This window comes from Paenibacillus sinopodophylli, from assembly GCF_005930355.1.
GTDB lineage: Bacteria > Bacillota > Bacilli > Paenibacillales > Paenibacillaceae > Pristimantibacillus > Pristimantibacillus sinopodophylli.
Map to the genome: position 1 here is coordinate 417,104 of NZ_VDBO01000002.1, position 14,224 is coordinate 431,327.

General features: G+C 46.6%; 21 protein-coding genes. 14 read left to right on the top strand and 7 right to left on the bottom strand.

Annotated elements, in window-relative coordinates:
• From FGT79_RS13795 to FGT79_RS13810, 4 genes are read right to left on the bottom strand one after another with little or no spacing between them, the layout of a single operon-like run.
• A complete protein-coding gene (locus FGT79_RS13795) occupies positions 1–210 on the bottom strand; it encodes a spore gernimation protein GerPD (protein WP_138753376.1) in 210 nt (69 codons plus the stop codon).
• The gene (gene gerPC / locus FGT79_RS13800) at positions 210–878 is read right to left on the bottom strand and encodes a spore germination protein GerPC (RefSeq protein ID WP_138753377.1); all 669 of its coding nucleotides are present in this window, start codon (positions 876–878) and stop codon (positions 210–212) included. Before gerPC ends, FGT79_RS13795 begins: the two co-directional genes overlap by 1 nt.
• 40 nt (positions 879–918) lie before the next feature.
• Positions 919–1,122 (bottom strand): spore germination protein GerPB, encoded by a 204-nt coding sequence (locus tag FGT79_RS13805; protein WP_138753378.1) that lies wholly within the window; start codon positions 1,120–1,122, stop codon positions 919–921.
• Complete coding sequence (locus FGT79_RS13810; protein WP_138753379.1) at positions 1,119–1,346, bottom strand: spore germination protein; 228 nt, start codon at positions 1,344–1,346, stop codon at positions 1,119–1,121. The genes FGT79_RS13805 and FGT79_RS13810 overlap by 4 nt, the downstream gene beginning before the upstream one ends.
• Before the next feature lie 150 nt (positions 1,347–1,496).
• Here FGT79_RS13810 and FGT79_RS13815 point away from each other — a divergent pair, with 150 nt between their 5' ends.
• The 10 genes from FGT79_RS13815 (at position 1,497) to FGT79_RS13860 (ending at position 9,428) form a co-directional block, all read left to right on the top strand.
• The gene (locus FGT79_RS13815) at positions 1,497–1,922 is read left to right on the top strand and encodes an Hsp20/alpha crystallin family protein (protein WP_138753380.1); all 426 of its coding nucleotides are present in this window, start codon (positions 1,497–1,499) and stop codon (positions 1,920–1,922) included.
• A gap of 386 nt (positions 1,923–2,308) precedes the next feature.
• Positions 2,309–2,533 carry a hypothetical protein gene (locus FGT79_RS13825; RefSeq protein ID WP_138753382.1) on the top strand — a complete coding sequence of 75 codons (225 nt, stop codon included), beginning with the start codon at positions 2,309–2,311 and terminating at the stop codon, positions 2,531–2,533.
• Positions 2,534–2,610: 77 nt separating this feature from the next.
• The gene (locus FGT79_RS13830) at positions 2,611–3,048 is read left to right on the top strand and encodes a Fur family transcriptional regulator (RefSeq protein ID WP_138753383.1); all 438 of its coding nucleotides are present in this window, start codon (positions 2,611–2,613) and stop codon (positions 3,046–3,048) included.
• 17 nt (positions 3,049–3,065) lie between these two features.
• Positions 3,066–3,305, top strand: a complete 240-nt coding sequence (yidD, locus tag FGT79_RS13835) for a membrane protein insertion efficiency factor YidD (protein ID WP_212758586.1) — start codon at positions 3,066–3,068, stop codon at positions 3,303–3,305.
• A 122-nt stretch (positions 3,306–3,427) separates the two neighbouring features.
• The gene (locus tag FGT79_RS32250) at positions 3,428–3,556 is read left to right on the top strand and encodes a hypothetical protein (RefSeq protein ID WP_281285943.1); all 129 of its coding nucleotides are present in this window, start codon (positions 3,428–3,430) and stop codon (positions 3,554–3,556) included.
• A gap of 154 nt (positions 3,557–3,710) precedes the next feature.
• Positions 3,711–5,705, top strand: a complete 1,995-nt coding sequence (metG, locus tag FGT79_RS13840; RefSeq protein ID WP_138753385.1) for a methionine--tRNA ligase — start codon at positions 3,711–3,713, stop codon at positions 5,703–5,705.
• A gap of 255 nt (positions 5,706–5,960) precedes the next feature.
• Positions 5,961–7,013, top strand: a complete 1,053-nt coding sequence (locus FGT79_RS13845) for a metal ABC transporter solute-binding protein, Zn/Mn family (RefSeq protein WP_246096425.1) — start codon at positions 5,961–5,963, stop codon at positions 7,011–7,013.
• 58 nt (positions 7,014–7,071) lie between these two features.
• Positions 7,072–7,899 (top strand): metal ABC transporter ATP-binding protein, encoded by an 828-nt coding sequence (locus tag FGT79_RS13850; protein ID WP_138753386.1) that lies wholly within the window; start codon positions 7,072–7,074, stop codon positions 7,897–7,899.
• On the top strand, positions 7,883–8,692 hold the full coding sequence (locus tag FGT79_RS13855; protein WP_138753387.1) for a metal ABC transporter permease: 810 nt from the start codon (positions 7,883–7,885) through the stop codon (positions 8,690–8,692). The genes FGT79_RS13850 and FGT79_RS13855 overlap by 17 nt, the downstream gene beginning before the upstream one ends.
• A 22-nt stretch (positions 8,693–8,714) precedes the next feature.
• Positions 8,715–9,428 carry a cytochrome c biogenesis CcdA family protein gene (locus tag FGT79_RS13860; RefSeq protein ID WP_138753388.1) on the top strand — a complete coding sequence of 238 codons (714 nt, stop codon included), beginning with the start codon at positions 8,715–8,717 and terminating at the stop codon, positions 9,426–9,428.
• A gap of 15 nt (positions 9,429–9,443) precedes the next feature.
• On the opposite strand, the gene splB is transcribed toward FGT79_RS13860, so the two are convergent.
• Positions 9,444–10,511, bottom strand: a complete 1,068-nt coding sequence (gene splB, locus FGT79_RS13865) for a spore photoproduct lyase (protein ID WP_138753389.1) — start codon at positions 10,509–10,511, stop codon at positions 9,444–9,446.
• A 204-nt stretch (positions 10,512–10,715) separates the two neighbouring features.
• Here splB and mntR point away from each other — a divergent pair, with 204 nt between their 5' ends.
• Positions 10,716–11,138: a transcriptional regulator MntR gene (gene mntR, locus FGT79_RS13870; RefSeq protein ID WP_053376766.1), complete on the top strand. Its 423-nt coding sequence runs from the start codon at positions 10,716–10,718 to the stop codon at positions 11,136–11,138.
• 60 nt (positions 11,139–11,198) lie between these two features.
• Positions 11,199–11,579 (top strand): VOC family protein, encoded by a 381-nt coding sequence (locus tag FGT79_RS13875; protein ID WP_138753390.1) that lies wholly within the window; start codon positions 11,199–11,201, stop codon positions 11,577–11,579.
• Between the two features lie 57 nt (positions 11,580–11,636).
• On the opposite strand, the gene FGT79_RS13880 is transcribed toward FGT79_RS13875, so the two are convergent.
• Together FGT79_RS13880 and FGT79_RS13885 are read right to left on the bottom strand one after the other, a co-directional pair.
• On the bottom strand, positions 11,637–11,957 hold the full coding sequence (locus tag FGT79_RS13880; protein ID WP_138753391.1) for a hypothetical protein: 321 nt from the start codon (positions 11,955–11,957) through the stop codon (positions 11,637–11,639).
• A 28-nt stretch (positions 11,958–11,985) separates the two neighbouring features.
• Positions 11,986–12,948, bottom strand: coding sequence for a DUF1385 domain-containing protein (locus tag FGT79_RS13885; protein WP_138753638.1), 963 nt, complete (start codon positions 12,946–12,948; stop codon positions 11,986–11,988).
• 215 nt (positions 12,949–13,163) lie between these two features.
• On the opposite strand from FGT79_RS13885, the gene FGT79_RS13890 reads away from it, so the two are divergent.
• Positions 13,164–13,670, top strand: coding sequence for a YqhR family membrane protein (locus FGT79_RS13890; RefSeq protein WP_138753392.1), 507 nt, complete (start codon positions 13,164–13,166; stop codon positions 13,668–13,670).
• 92 nt (positions 13,671–13,762) lie between these two features.
• On the top strand, positions 13,763–14,221 hold the full coding sequence (gene aroQ, locus FGT79_RS13895) for a type II 3-dehydroquinate dehydratase (RefSeq protein WP_138753393.1): 459 nt from the start codon (positions 13,763–13,765) through the stop codon (positions 14,219–14,221).
• The last annotated feature ends 3 nt before the right edge of the window (positions 14,222–14,224 follow it).

The following is a 14,224-nucleotide window of genomic DNA, read 5'->3' on the forward strand; positions in this document are numbered from 1 at the left end:
CTAGAATTCGCCCATTGATCCGCCTGCGTCCTCTGGCAGAGGTAAAGGAGCCATAGGGCCAACAATGACGGATTCGGGAGGCGTATCGAACATGGAATATAAGGCAACGTTATCGGTATCCCCGACCTGCAGCATTGATGCGCTGGATACGCCTAGAATTTCAATTTGACCAACGCTTAATTGATGATTAACAACGGTGAATTGAAGCATTATGCCATTCCTCCAGATGATGCCATACCGGTTTGCAGCTGGCGCATATAGGAAAGGAGTGCTGCATCCGCATCGCGTTTCGTTTTGGCAAGCACGTCTGCAGAAGCAGCAGTATCGTCCTCTGCCGTTTGTTCGGACTTGTTGCTATTTTCCCTCTTCTGCATATAGAAATGAATGCGTGAAGGCACCTGCTTGCGAATATCTTCTATAATTATTTTCCGATGATAAGGATCAAGTGGAATACAAAGTTCTTGCTCATAGGCTAGCAGCGCTTGTGGAGCTTCCACGTTCAAATAGCGAGTCATCTCATCAAAAATGTCATTATACATCGCACTTGGAGAAGGTATGGATGGGCCGGCTGAAGGGAAAACCTCTGGTTTTTTCACCGACAGCTGATCAATACTGCCGGGAAAAGAGTCATCTCCCGTCCCGGGAGCAGTCATGCCGATATTCAAGGTACCGTCCAGCTTCTCCACTTTTAACTGGTCAAAGTGGTATTCAATGCTCTCGATATTGTAAGTAGGGCGCCTTTCGAGCTGTTTGATCTGATCACACAACGCCTGCACCTGGGCATGAAGCGTATCGAGCTGCTCTTGCTGCTCCCCCAGCTTGTTTTGAACCTCAAGCGACCACATTTGCCATGGTGACAATGGGTTTGGCTGCTGCATGGTTCTGCTCCTCCTTCTTGTGTCAGATTCGCGGCTGCTTCTACGACGGATTGGGCAGCGGCACGAAGGAAAGCGGGTTATCCTCGCCTAGCTGTGGAGCGGGTGACGTAAACCCGCCGGTATTATAGAGCTGCGATAACGAGCGGATGGAGCCTGCGCTTCCTACCTGCAAGACGGAGCTGTTCGATACACTGTCAACGCGAAGCTGATGAATCGTAATTTGTTGATGAATCGTTAGACTCATATCGCGTTCACTTCATTGTTCGTATTGTCTTGTACGTCGGGGTCAATCGAATTGGTAGCGCTGACCGCATTATTGGAATTCGTGAGACTACCGGTTAAGAACGAGCCTGATCCCGCATAAGTTTTGGAACTGCTGCTAGGAGACACCTCCAATGAATCGCCGAACTGAACGATGGAGCCGGAGCCTATGCTTACGATTTTGACAAAGCCGACAACAGCTGGCATGAGCATCCTCCTTTTTACATGAAATCATGCTGCATAGATGATCGTGCTATATTCTATGCGGCATCCGCCTAGAGGTTCCCTTCTTATAGGTATCCTGAACGATCATAGGCGCATATACTGGCAGAAGTGCTGGAAGGCGGGTGTTTGCTGGTGGCATCCAAATGGGATGATATGGAGCGATGGATGGAGAGGCAGCAGCTACCAAAGGGATTCGAGCTGCTTCGGGAACCGAATTGGGTTGAGCAATATGTGCGCAAAATGATGACAAAAGCGCTGCCAGAGGCAGCTGGTGCTATAATTGGAGGAGGATCAGCTACCTTTTCCGAGACTCGCCATTTTGTTCATGTCCAAATAAATTTACCAGCCGGCTTCGATAAGGAGCAGCTTCGCTTGTTCGTGCGAGAAGATCGACTGAAGCTGGAGGGGCTGCCCGGCGGCAAAATCGAGACGATTAAGCTGCCAAAGCTGGTAAAGCCGCGTGTTTGCAGGACACAGCTTCAGGAGCAGGTGCTGAAGGTGAAACTTCAAAAACGTCCAACTAACCGCAGCTATCATGAAGCGATTGTTCGCTGGTGATCGGGCAGGTTCGTCTTGAAGGGCATGCGTCGTACGATGTATGCTCTTTTTGTCACGAAATCGACAGGGATAACAGTTGGCTAAAGGGACCTCTATCCCTTATAATGTCTAATGAACATGTACATATTAGCAAAAAAGGGAGTGTGCTCGGTGTCATTAGTCGATGTAAGCAGTGTTTCTGCTTCGTTATTCATACTCGGAATCGTTTTTTTAATGCTTATTTTCGGATTGCTAAGCTTTGGAATTTTGCGCATGTTTCAGCAAAAGTTTCGGACTGGCTGGTTTAGCTTCGCAGGAGCTATTGTGAGTTTCATTGTCTTTATGTTTATACTAAACAAATGGTATCTATAGCTGAGCTATAGCTTATCGCTACCGGAGGTTAAAGCTTGACCTGGACATTGATATGGTTTGTCGTAAATATTTTTTTTGTTGTTTCCGTAGTGACATACATGTTTATCCATCGCTCCTACACGGAGGCGAGGCGCCAATCAAACGATGCTGCACTGGTTAGAAGGCTCAATGCAATGCGAATGCTGGTAGGCATTCTGAGTATTGTGCTGTTCGTAGCGATGTCAGCAAGCTTCATGGTTAATATGAGATTGAACGGTTAAGCAAAGGCTCTCATTGACGAGAGCTTTTTTTTTCGTCATTATGGAGGTATACCATTTTTAGTCCGGAGGTTCGACATATGCATACGATGGAAGACATTATACGACGCATGTCTAGTCAAGGATTGAGAATAACGGATCAAAGAAAAACGCTGGCGAAGCTATTTTCGGAGACGCAGGGCTACTTGGCGCCTAAAGAGGTCTATGAATATATGGGCAAATCCTATACTGGACTCAGCTTTGATACCGTTTACCGAAACTTGCGCGTGATGGAAGAGCTAGGTGTTCTGGAGCAAGTTATCTTCGAGGATGGCGGCAAATTCAAGCTGCACTGCAGAGAGAATGATCATCATCACCATATGATTTGTTTGCAATGCGGCAAAACGTATCCAATCACGTTCTGTCCGATGGAGCAAACGAATGTACCTGATGATTTCCAGGTCGTGAAGCATAAATTTGAAGTGTTCGGATACTGCAAAGCATGCGTGCAGGAAGAGTCCGCAGCAAGCGGAGTCTGATGACGGATAAACGAGTAATGCGCAGAGTGACGCAGGCTCCGATTCATTTCTATCGCAAAGTGATCTCGCCGCTAATGCCGCCGTCATGCCGATTCTATCCGACATGCTCGATGTATGCGCTTGAGGCTATTGAGAAGCATGGCGCAGCTAAGGGCTCATGGCTTGCAGCGAAGAGAATTGCACGCTGCCACCCGTTTCATGCAGGGGGGTACGACCCGGTTCCCGCTGTACTCGGTTCCAAGTCAGATGCTCCTTGACAGATAGGGAGCACATTCGGTATATTTTGAATATTAAAGGGCTACACTGTCATTCATATTTCCCTATATGTCCGAGGAACGGATAAGTATAGTAGCACAACCTTAACAGAGAGCCGGGACAGATGCTGGAAGCCGGTAAGGAACGCTATTGGAACATGGTCCGGGAGGATTCGATTTCAAGCCGCAGTAGCAGCATACGCTGGGCGAGAGATCGACGCGAAGCTGGCGTTAACGGCGTTAGCCGCCTGTGAGGCGGCACACGAAGCTTTCTACAAGCGGCTGCTCTTATAGCCATTTGCAGATTGAAATTTGGGTGGTACCGCGTGAGTTACAACTCTCGTCCCATGATGGACGGGAGTTTTTTGCGTTTTTTTATTGTTACAATTCGAGCGAGGGGGCAGTTCTATGACGAACAAAAAAACGTTTTACCTAACGACGCCGATTTATTATCCGAGCGATAAGCTCCATATCGGACATGCTTATACGACGGTTGCTGGCGATGCGATGGCTCGCTACAAGCGACTTCGCGGCTATGATGTATGGTACTTGACTGGAACAGATGAGCATGGACAGAAGATTGAGCGCAAAGCTAAGGAAAAAGATCAGACCCCGCAGCAATTTGTCGATGACATTGTGGTTGGGATTAAGGATCTTTGGGCAAAGCTTGAAATATCCAACGATGATTTCATCCGCACGACTGAGGATCGCCATAAAGTGATCGTAGAGAAAATATTTGCTCAGCTGTTAGAGCAAGGTGACATTTATAAAGGCGCGTATGAAGGCTGGTACTGTACGCCATGCGAATCATTTTTCCTAGAGCGACAGCTGGAGAACGGCAATTGTCCGGACTGCGGCCGCCCTGTTGAACTGGTGAAGGAAGAGAGCTACTTCTTCCGTATGAGTCATTATGCAGACCGTTTGCTGCAATATTACGAGGATAATCCTGACTTCATCCAGCCAGAATCTCGTAAAAACGAAATGATCAACAATTTCATCAAGCCTGGGCTTGAGGATTTGGCCGTATCACGGACGACGTTTGATTGGGGCGTTAAGGTTCCAGGCGATGCAAAGCATGTCATTTACGTGTGGATCGATGCCTTGTCCAACTATATAACAGCACTCGGGTACGGCGATGAAGGAAAGGACCAGAAGTATCGTGATTTCTGGCCAGCTGATGTTCACCTTGTAGGGAAAGAAATTGTACGTTTCCATACGATTTATTGGCCGATTATGCTCATGGCGCTAGGGCTGCCGCTTCCTAAGAAAGTATTTGCGCATGGCTGGCTTCTAATGAAGGACGGTAAGATGTCAAAGTCTAAGGGCAATGTTGTCGATCCGGTTATGCTGATTGACCGTTATGGGCTTGATGCACTTCGTTATTATTTGCTTCGTGAAGTGCCGTTCGGAGCAGATGGTACGTTCACACCTGAAAACTTCGTTGAGCGGATCAACTTTGACTTGGCGAATGACCTGGGCAATCTGCTCAACCGAACAGTCGCGATGATCGACAAATATTTCGATGGCGTTGTTCCAGCGTTCGCAGGCAACGTAACGGCATACGACGAATCAGTGCAGAAGCTTGCAAACGAAACGATAGGTCACGTTGAGGATGCGCTTGAGAACATGGAGTTCTCTGTTGCACTTGCGTCGCTTTGGCAGCTTGTTAGCCGGACGAACAAGTATATCGATGAAACGCAGCCATGGACGCTCGCGAAGGATGAATCCAAAAAAGGCGAGCTGGCATCCGTTATGCATCATTTGGCTGAATCGCTTCGTATCGTATCCATCCTGCTGCAGCCTTTCTTAACGCATTCCCCGCGGGAAATGTGGAAGCAGCTAGGTATAGAGCAGGGCGATTTGACTACATGGGAAAGCACGAAGCAATTCGGCGCTTTGCCTGGCGGTACTAAGGTAAGCAAAGGCACCCCATTGTTCCCGCGGCTTGACACAGCCGAGGAATCTGCTTTCATTGCAGCGGAAATGGGCGGAGGTGTACAGCAGCAAGCTGATAATCAAGCAGCTGCTGTGAATGCGGAATCTGAGGCAGCAAAGGTATCAGCTCCCGCCGACAGCAAAGACGAAATCGCTATTGATGACTTTGCGAAGGTCGAGCTCCGCGTTGCACAGGTAATTGCAGCAGAACCTGTTCATAAAGCTGATAAGCTGCTCAAGCTCCAGCTTGACCTTGGATATGAGCAGAGACAGGTTGTATCAGGCATTGCAAAGTTTTATACGCCAGAGCAGATGGTTGGCCTCAAGGTCATCTGCGTGACGAATTTGAAGCCGGTTAAGCTGCGCGGAGAATGGTCGCAAGGTATGATTCTTGCCGCTTCACATGGAGACCAGCTGACACTCGCGACGGTGCCGGACGGCATGCCTAATGGTGCAATTGTGAAATAGCAACATCAGCAAACCAATATATGAAGCATAGAAGGTGTTCTGGATGTCGAAAGACAGACTGAACACCTTTTTTTGCACGGAATGAATGGGTTAGATACCACGCGTCAAGAAGTTACGGCTTGCATTGTCTGTATAGGAACACGAACATTGTTATTCTTCCAAACGGGGTTGACAGCCCAGCAAATAGCATCGTATAATACAAAACGTAATAATAACGATTACGAAAAAGAAATTGTGGAATGGAGAGAATACAAAATGAGAAATGTGACAATAACGATGCGCAAGGCAGCGTTAAGCCTGCTTCTAGCTGCTATGCTGCTATTCGCAGCAGCTTGCGGTAACAATACGGATAACGCAACTCCGCCCGCGGATGCGACGAATGCAGCAAACGCGTCAAATGAAGCAAATAGTAATAAAGCAGCAGAAGAGTCGGAAAAGCAGATCAGCGTAGTTACTAGCTTCTATCCACTATATTATCTAGCTTCTGAAATTGGAGGCAGTCATGTGGCTGCTATTAATCTGGTAGCAACAGGCATAGAACCGCATGACTGGACGCCAAAAAGCCGTGATCTAGATACAGCGTCTAAGGCTCAGCTTTTCCTGTATCATGGAGCTGGTCTTGAGGGATGGGTTGATGGATTTCTAAAGGGCTTGTCGAAAGACAGCACAGTTGTCACGAAGGAAATCAGCAATGGCATTGCATTAATTGAAGGCTCAGAAGAAGAGCATGCAGATGAGCACGAGCATGAGGATGAACATGGCCAAGAAGAGGAGCATGATCACGGCGGATTGGACCCTCATACGTGGGTAAGTCCAAAATCGGCATTAAAGCTTGCTGAGAATGTGAAAAACAGCTTAATCGAGGTTGACAGTGCAAACCAAGCAGACTATGAGCAAAACTATACGGAGCTTGTTGCTAAGCTGGAAGCGATCGATGCGGATTACACAGCTAAGCTAGCACAAACCACAAATAAGAATATCGTAACTTCTCATCAAGCTTTCGGATACTTGGCACGTGATTATGGACTTAAGCAATTATCGATTATGGGATTAAGCCCAGATGCGGAGCCGCGCGCTCAGGATATGCTGGAGATCGCGAAGTTCATCAAAGCAAACGGCGTGAAATATATCTTTTTCGAGGAGCTCGTATCTGACCAGTTGGCCAAAACGCTAGCAGATGAGGCAGATGTGGATACGATGGTGTTAAATCCGCTTGAGGGCTTAACGCCAGATCAAGAAAAGAGCGGTGAAACATACGTAACGCTAATGGAACGAAACTTGCAAAATCTTGTGCAAGCATTACAATAGAACAAAAGGCAAACCTACGGAGCTGACTCAGCTCCGTATTGCTGTGAGGAGAGAAATAATGGCGCAATCATCGAATCGCATCACCAATACAGGCGCTAGCTGCCACCAAGAGGTCATTTCACTGGAGGATGTTTCTTTTTCGTTTCAACAGCAGGCTGTCATTTCGGATCTTAGCTTTGCGGTGAAGGAACGCGATTTTATTGGCTTAATCGGAACGAATGGCGCCGGAAAAACGACGCTGCTGCGCATGATCGTCGGCTTGCTGAAGCCTACTAGCGGTACAATTCGGCTGTTCGGCGAAAAGGTAGAGCGTTTCAAGCAATGGGAGCGCATCGGCTACGTACCGCAGAAAAACGCACTGAATCCGTTGTTTCCGGCAACGGTTCGTGAAGTCGTGCTCTCAGGACTATATGGTCGAAGCAAGCTGTTCAAGCGAATGAACAAAGACGATTTCAACAAATGCGAAGATGCTCTGCACGCAATGGGTATAGAGGATTTGCAGGACAAGCGGATCGGACAGCTGTCTGGCGGACAACAGCAGCGAGTGTTTCTGGCTAGAGCTCTCATTAACAATCCGTCACTGCTTATTCTCGATGAGCCGACTGTTGGGATTGATACGGAGACGCAGGAAAGCTTCTTCCACATGATCAAGCATATGCATCAGCATCACAATATTACATTCCTTATGGTTTCTCATGATTTGGATATGATTCGCTCTTATTTGGGACAAGAGCCGGCAGCCTCTAACGGGAAGCTCAAGTTTCATATTAAGCATTCGCATGAAACTGAGGACTGTGTGGAGAATGATTTGGCACATAGCTTGAAGGGCCTTAGAGAGCAAATGGAAAGCAGGAAAGAGGTTGTTTTGATTGGAGATCGTAACTAGCGAGTTTTTTCAGCGGGCCCTTATTGGCGGGCTGCTCATTGGCGTAACCGCGCCGCTGATGGGCTTATTTCTTGTGCTTCGCAGACTTTCGATGATCGGAGATACGTTATCGCATGTCTCGATCGCGGGGGTTGCGCTTGGATTTTTAATCGGGGTGTATCCGATAGCGGTTGGCTTAGTTTTTGCCATTGCGGCATCCTTTGCCATAGAAAAGCTTCGCAAAGCATATAAATCTTATGCAGAGTTGTCCATTGCCATTATTATGAGCGGCGGGGTTGCACTGGCTTCATTGCTGTTCACGATGGGAAAAGGCTTCAATAACAATGTGAACAGCTATTTATTCGGCAGCATCTATACACTGAACAGCACGGATCTTTATGTAATTGGTGGCGTTACGGTTGTCGTACTCATTGCCATTTGGATGCAGGTTAAGGAGTTGTTCTTGATTACGTTCGACGAGGATGCAGCAGCTGTCAGCGGCTTGCCTGTCAAATTCTACAATATTATGATTAGCGTGCTTACTGCGCTTGTTATTAGCGTTTCGATCAAAATCGTCGGAGCACTGCTCGTATCTGCGCTGCTTACGATACCAGCAGCTTGCAGCTTGATTATTGCGAAGAGCTTTCGTCAAAGTGTAATTACAGTCGTTATTATTGGGGAGCTGGCGGTTGTAGCGGGATTACTGATCGCTGGAATATGGAACTTAGCGCCAGGTGGAACCATTGTACTGCTGTTGATTGCCGTACTGCTACTTCTGCTTTTACTAAAGCGTGGAGTGCGTGCTGGTAGCTGATAGCTGATAGGGGGAGAAGGGTTTGTCGGATATTAACATTTGGCTGGCTTTAGCTGCTGGCTTTGCATCGTTTATTTCACCTTGCTGCTTGCCTCTCTATCCCTCATACCTCTCATACATAACCGGGATATCGGTAGCGGATTTGAAGGAGAATTCGAATGCGAAACAAAAACGCATGCGAACGATGTCGCATACGCTGTTTTTTATTTTAGGCTTTTGCACCGTTTATTATGCTCTAGGTTATGGTACGAATGTGTTCGCAGAGTTTTTCAGCGAATACAGGCAGCTTATTCGGCAATTATCTGCCATATTAATTATATTGATGGGGCTGTTTCTCCTTGGTCTCTTCCAGCCTCAATTGCTATTGAAAGAAAGACGGATGAATCTTATCCCTAAGAAAGCCAACTATGTCAGCTCTTTTATCTTTGGCATTGGCTTCTCTGCTGGTTGGACACCTTGTATGGGGCCTGCTTTGACGGCCATATTAGGGCTTGCTGCAACAGAGCCGGGTACATGGTTCAAGCTTACAACGGCCTATGCACTTGGTTTCGCCATTCCTTTTTTCGTCCTTGCTTTTTTCCTCGGTACAGCAAGATGGATATTGAAATATTCCGCTATCGTGATGAAAATCGGCGGTGCCGTTATGATCTTAATGGGTCTGCTACTCTTCACGGATCAAATGACGAAAATTACGATTTGGCTCAATATGATTACGCCTGAATGGCTGGCTTTTTAAACATACAGCAGCGTTTTAAGTGAAATATTCGATTTTGGCTTCAGGAAAATGTTCAAAGATGCGCTCCGATAAATACATGCGGAGCGCATTTGCTTGTTCATCGGGGTATACGTACTTACCTTGTCCCCAGCGTCCCCATTTATATTTGCGTTTTTCGATATCCATTTCGAGCTTTGTTCGTGGATAACGTTTCTCGATCACAGTTTTGGCGGTTTTGGTGAAGCGGTGTTGAATTAATTCAAAGGTGAGGTCTTTGGTGACGTCGGCAGGAAGTTGATCGGCAAGAGCTGATATAAGCTCCCCATAGCCTTCCTCCCAGCCGTCATGCCATATTATAGGGGCAATAATGAACCCCATTGGATAACCTGCTCTAGCTACCTTTGCGGCGGCCTCTATGCGTTGATCAAAGCTTGAGGTTGCCGGTTCGAAATTTTTGATGACATACTTGGCATTCACGCTAAAGCGAATTCTCGTATGTCCATTATGATTAGCATCCAGAAGCGAATCGACATGATGGAATTTGGTCACGAATCGAAGCCGGCCATGCTCTTGTCCTCCCATGAATTCCACAAGCTCTCTTAGGCTGCCCGTTATAGGCTCTAGACCTACTGGATCGGATGTACAAGCAGCTTCGAAACGAGTCACTTCAGGTATTCGTTCATCAATGTACCCTTGGGCTGCGTTCAAGATATCATCCATGTTAACATACACCCTGATATAAGGTTTTGCACCTAGAGTCGTTTGCAAATAGCAGTAGTGGCAGTGCGCCATGCAGCCTGTTGCAATAGGAATCGCATATTCGGCAGATGGCTTAGACGTATCGAATTTTAGCGTTTTGCGAATGCCGACAACGAGAGTGCGTTTTGCAATTTTGTATTGCTCAAGCTCGGTATCGCCAGGCAAATTGGTAATGCGATTGTGGGAGGTCGTCATACGGTAAGGGATGCCTTCCTTTTTAACCCATTCGAATATACGCTGACCCTTCGGATAATCCAGCGCAGAAGGCTCAAAATAAACGAGCTCGGGTACGAAGGACAGGGTGGAGCGATCCGTTCTGGGACGTTCAATAACGACTGTGCTCATCAGCTATTCCTCCATAAGATGATCGAATTATCAATCATCTTATTGTGCGACGGATGATCGCAGTTGAATCTGGTAAGTTTCAGCGTGAAATGCGATTTGAACACTTTCCGTCGGTTTCTGCGGGTTGCAGTGCAACCAATCAACAGTGTATGATATGAAGAATAACGCCTGATAGGTGAAGAAGTATGGTTAGGGGGTTCTTCAGTGCCGACACCGAGCATGGAAGACTACTTGGAAAGAATTTACAAGCTTATTGATGAAAAAGGCTACGCGCGTGTTTCTGACATTGCGGAGGGTTTAGAGGTGCATCCTTCCTCTGTAACCAAAATGATTCAGAAGCTCGACAAGGATAACTATCTGATCTATGAGAAATATCGGGGTCTTGTGCTGACGAATAAAGGAAAGAAAATGGGCAAGAGGCTGGTAGACCGTCATCAACTGCTTGAATCATTTCTTACTACAATTGGCGTACAGGACGAGAACATTTATCAGGATGTTGAAGGCATTGAGCATCATTTGAGTTGGGACTCGATTACCTGTATTGAAACGTTAGTTGAATATTTCCGCAGAGATTCTCAGAGAATGGACGAGCTTCGTGCCGTTCGTGCGGAGATGGACAGCGAATAATGGATATGAGCTTCGCGCTTTGCGCTTGTCCAAATACATATTCAAGGGAGTCGAATTTCAATGTTTAGTAGAATTGGTCAAATTATGCTGTATGTCAATAACCAAGATGAGTCAAGAGATTTTTGGACAAAGCAATTAGGATTCAGCGTCATTTCGGAATACGACAACGGTGAAGGCATGAGATGGATTGAAATCGCACCTTCTGAGCATTCAGAAACAAGCATCGTTCTTCAGAATAAGGAATTTGTTGAAAAGATGGCTTCAGGTATCAATCTAGGAACACCTTCACTGATGCTTTTTTCAGACAAATTCGACGAATTGTATGCAGATTTAGCAAATAAACAAATCAAAGTTGGAGAAATCGTCACGATTCCGTCTGGCAGAGTGTTCAATTTCCCTGATAATGAGCATAATTATTTTGCTGTCTTGGAAAAGAAGTAATATACGATGAAACAGAAAAGGTCTGGAGCAAATTTGCTCCAGACCTTTTCTGTTTCATTAGTGATATTTCGGCAAATCATCATCATCTTTGCCGCCTTCTATGACGCGAAAGGGCACCGTTTTGGATGAGCGGGGCTTCTTCGCTTTTGTCTTGGCTGCAGTTGCCCGGCTTTGTGTAACTTGCGTTCGTCCATGCTGAGCACTGTTATTTCTCAAAAAAGAAGGCGGATATTTATAAAGCCAGAAAATCCCGCCAAGTATGACAATAGGAATAATAAACGTCAAAGGATTTGAAACGACAGTGTTAGCGAGTCCAATGACAAGCAAGGCTAGAAAAGTGATGGACCACACATTCCATTTGCCGGATGCTCTGCTCATATCAATAACCGCCTTTCCATACGTGGTTTCACTTTGTTTGTTTGTCTAACTCGAGCATGCGATTGAAGGAAGCGATAGAGACGGCAACCTGCTCATCACGCGGTTCTTTCGTCGTTAACAGCTGAAGCCAAAGTCCAGGGAAGCCCAGGTAGCGCAATACGGGTATTTCGCGCAAAGCGTTAGTCCAGCGAAGTACCTCATAAGATAGGCCGAGTACCAAAGGCAGAAGCAGAATACGAATATAAATGCGTTCCCAGATGGAGTCCCAAGTAAAGAATGGCAGCGAGTAAATGACGACGCCGACAATGACAGTGAACACGATAAAGCTCGATCCACAGCGATAATGAAGCCTGCTGTACTTTTGTACATTGCGTATCGTTAACTCTTCGCCAGCTTCATAAGCGCTGATTACTTTATGCTCAGCTCCGTGATATTGAAACAATCGTTTGATTAACGGCGTCATCGAGATGAAATACAAATAAGCAAGCAGTAAAATGATTTTGATGAGTCCTTCTAACAGGTTATGACCGATTTTGTTCTCAAATACCCCTGAAAAGAGCAATTCCTCAATAGCTGCTGGAGCAGCAGTGAAGATAAGCTTTCCGAATATGAAGGACAGGACGCCTGCTACGGCAACGCCGACGATCATACTGAGACTCCAGCCTTGCTTCTTCTCTTCCTTAGCTACAGGTGCTTCTTTAGAGAATTGATCTTTAGTTTCCTCACCGGCTTCGTCTTCTGCATAGGCTTCCATAGAGAAGTTCAGATGCTGCGAACCTTTGGCACTGGATTCCAGTAAGCCTACGACGCCTCTTACGAGCGGAATTTTCTTAAGAGCTTGAATCCAGCTCTTCGAAGTGCGCGGTACCTCGTAAAAAACGATTTCATCATTCTTGCGCCGGACAGCTGTTACGTTAACGTGTTTGCCTGCGAACATCACGCCTTCAATAACCGCTTGTCCACCATAAATGCTTCGGGAATCTTGCGGCAAGTGCTTGTCACCATCCTTGAGTAGATTATCGTCTGCACGTTTGCGACGAATGTAGCTATAACTTTGTAAGTCTATTGTACTTGATCTAATAGCCAAATGCCAACGTCAGCAAATGGGAAGCGAAGGTTATAGATACAGTGGTTTGCGGTTATGAAACGGCCTTATTCCATATACTACTTCTTAGCATGCTCGAGATTAGAATGGAGGCTATCAAAATGGCGGGAAACAGGCGAACGAATGGATATGACGAGCAGCAGCATCATACGAACCCGTGGCTCTACCCGATTCAAATTGGTTTTTTTGCAGGCTTGATTTGGGGAATTGCGCGTTGGATGTTTTACGAAATGAAATTCACAAAAGTATTGCCGGGTTTTGCTGCAGACCCTTTTTTCAAAGAATCGTTTCTCAAAACAAGCTGGGGCGAAGTCGTTGGCGTCGGTTTTTTCGTCCTATTTTCGATTTTGGCTGCACTGCTTTACAAAGTAGCCTTAGGTAAGCTCAGGGGGGCATGGCCGGGTGTTGCTTACGGTGCCCTATGGTGGTTGATCCTGATGGTTGTTGTCGGCCCGATGCTTGGCATAACGAGTGGAATTCGGCAAGAGGGCTGGAATACACTTTTTACCGAGCTTTGCGTGTTTCTGCTGTGGGGCTTATTTATCGGCTATTCCATAGCCTTTGAATTCACAGATGAGGCGTCTAGAGAGCCGATTAAAGCCCAGTGATGAGTTCTACTTCTCAAGCGGCAGACATTTGTGGTAAAATGGCAAGTGATCTTTGAACCTATGATGGATTCGGTTGCTTGGGAGGTGCATTCATGCACAATATCGTTATTTTGAACGGACCGAACTTAAACATGCTCGGTATTCGAGAGCCTGACGTATACGGTTCAGAAACGCTGGCAGACATTGAATCGCTCTTGAAGGAAAAAGCGGAGAGACTTGGTGTTTCCGTAGCCTTTTTCCAAACGAATCATGAGGGCGAAATGATTGATCGTATTCATAGTGCTTTCGGCAAAGCGGACGGTATTGTGATCAATCCTGGAGCTTGGACGCATTACAGCTATGCACTCCGCGACGCCCTCAGCTCAGTTGGAATTCCAATCATTGAGGTACATATGTCGAATATTCACAAACGAGAATCTTTCCGCCATGTATCTGTTGTTGCCGCAATCGCAGTCGGTCAAATCGCCGGCTTCGGGTCACACAGCTATGAGCTTGGGCTGACTGCGCTTGTTCGCCACTTGAATCAATCGCAAGCAGCAAAGAAAGGGTGATAC

Coding starts and splice junctions, on each gene's coding strand:
- FGT79_RS13795 (WP_138753376.1), bottom strand. CDS start 210: ATGCTTCAATTCACCGTTGTTAATCATCAATTAAGCGTTGGTCAAATT.
- gerPC (WP_138753377.1), bottom strand. CDS start 878: ATGCAGCAGCCAAACCCATTGTCACCATGGCAAATGTGGTCGCTTGAG.
- FGT79_RS13805 (WP_138753378.1), bottom strand. CDS start 1,122: ATGAGTCTAACGATTCATCAACAAATTACGATTCATCAGCTTCGCGTT.
- FGT79_RS13810 (WP_138753379.1), bottom strand. CDS start 1,346: ATGCCAGCTGTTGTCGGCTTTGTCAAAATCGTAAGCATAGGCTCCGGC.
- FGT79_RS13830 (WP_138753383.1), top strand. CDS start 2,611: ATGCATACGATGGAAGACATTATACGACGCATGTCTAGTCAAGGATTG.
- yidD (WP_212758586.1), top strand. CDS start 3,066: ATGCGCAGAGTGACGCAGGCTCCGATTCATTTCTATCGCAAAGTGATC.
- FGT79_RS32250 (WP_281285943.1), top strand. CDS start 3,428: ATGCTGGAAGCCGGTAAGGAACGCTATTGGAACATGGTCCGGGAGGAT.
- metG (WP_138753385.1), top strand. CDS start 3,711: ATGACGAACAAAAAAACGTTTTACCTAACGACGCCGATTTATTATCCG.
- FGT79_RS13845 (WP_246096425.1), top strand. CDS start 5,961: ATGAGAAATGTGACAATAACGATGCGCAAGGCAGCGTTAAGCCTGCTT.
- FGT79_RS13850 (WP_138753386.1), top strand. CDS start 7,072: ATGGCGCAATCATCGAATCGCATCACCAATACAGGCGCTAGCTGCCAC.
- splB (WP_138753389.1), bottom strand. CDS start 10,511: ATGAGCACAGTCGTTATTGAACGTCCCAGAACGGATCGCTCCACCCTG.
- FGT79_RS13875 (WP_138753390.1), top strand. CDS start 11,199: ATGTTTAGTAGAATTGGTCAAATTATGCTGTATGTCAATAACCAAGAT.
- FGT79_RS13880 (WP_138753391.1), bottom strand. CDS start 11,957: ATGAGCAGAGCATCCGGCAAATGGAATGTGTGGTCCATCACTTTTCTA.
- FGT79_RS13890 (WP_138753392.1), top strand. CDS start 13,164: ATGGCGGGAAACAGGCGAACGAATGGATATGACGAGCAGCAGCATCAT.
- aroQ (WP_138753393.1), top strand. CDS start 13,763: ATGCACAATATCGTTATTTTGAACGGACCGAACTTAAACATGCTCGGT.